The organism is Ectothiorhodospira shaposhnikovii, from assembly GCF_016584105.1.
Taxonomy (GTDB): Bacteria; Pseudomonadota; Gammaproteobacteria; order Ectothiorhodospirales; family Ectothiorhodospiraceae; genus Ectothiorhodospira; species Ectothiorhodospira shaposhnikovii.
In genome coordinates this window covers 1-1,098 of sequence record NZ_NRSM01000084.1, presented here as the reverse complement: position 1 = coordinate 1,098, position 1,098 = coordinate 1, and the positions used below count along the sequence as shown (strand labels likewise).

The window sequence follows — 1,098 nt, the reverse complement described above, 5'->3', positions numbered from 1 at the left end:
AGGGGTATGGGGTGGCCGAAGCTGCCCGGTCTCTGGGAATCAATCGCAGCCTGTTGGATCGGTGGTTGCGCAAGGAACGTGAGCGGCAATCTCCCCAGCATGACCAACAGGAGGACCAGGCCGAGGAGTTGGAACGACTTAGGGAAGAGAACCGTAAGTTACGGATGGAAAAGGAAATATTAAAAAAGGCGGCGGCCTTCTTCGCCAAAGAGTCGAACTGAGGTATGAGTTCATCAAGGCGGAGAAGGCCAACTTTACGGTGATGGATTTGTGTCGGGTCATGCAGGTCAGCCGCAGTGGTTACTATGCCTGGTGTCAACGGAGGCCGGATCCGGACAGAATCCGGCGGCTGAACATGGTCAAGAGCATCCACAAACGTAAACGGGGCAGTTATGGGAGCCGACGGATGGCGAAGGAGCTGCAGCGGCGTGGAGAGCCTGTAGGACGCGCCCAGGCACGCAGTCTCATGCGCGAGGCCGGAGTGGAAGCTCGGCAGCGGCGACGATGGCGGGCCACTACGGATAGTAACCATGGGTACCCGGTGGCGCCGAATCGATTGGAGCGGTGTTTCCAGGTGTCGGAACCCAATTGCACTTGGGTGGCGGATATCACTGCCGTGTGGACGTTTCAGGGCTGGTTGTATCTTGCCGCGATCCTGGATCTGTACGACCGGCAGGTGGTGGGCTGGGCAATGGCCGATCACATGCGGGCTGATCTGGCACTGTCGGCCCTGGAGATGGCTGTGGGGCGCCGTCAGCCATCCTCGGGACTGATCCACCACAGCGACAGGGGTAGCCAGTACGCATCGCGTGTGTACCGGCAGCGCCTGGAGAAGCACCAGATGGTGGCTTCCATGAGCAGGAAAGGTGACTGCTGGGACAACGCTGTCATGGAGCGCTTCTTTGGTTCACTGAAAAGCGAGTGGCTGGCCGGCCAGCGTTACCTCAACCGTGAGCAGGCCCGGCAGGACATCGTTCAGTACATCGAGATGGAGTACAACAGCGACCGGCTCCACTCGTCCCTGGGGTACATCACCCCTCAGCAACATTTTTTAGCGGTTGCTGCTTAATCCGTGTCCGCTGCGACTTGACCAGAACA

1 pseudogene is annotated in these 1,098 nt (G+C 59.2%); it reads left to right on the top strand.

What is annotated here, in order from left to right:
• Nucleotides 1–1,069: pseudogene (locus CKO35_RS17490) on the top strand (IS3 family transposase); the annotation flags it as partial.
• Nucleotides 1,070–1,098: the final 29 nt, after the last annotated feature.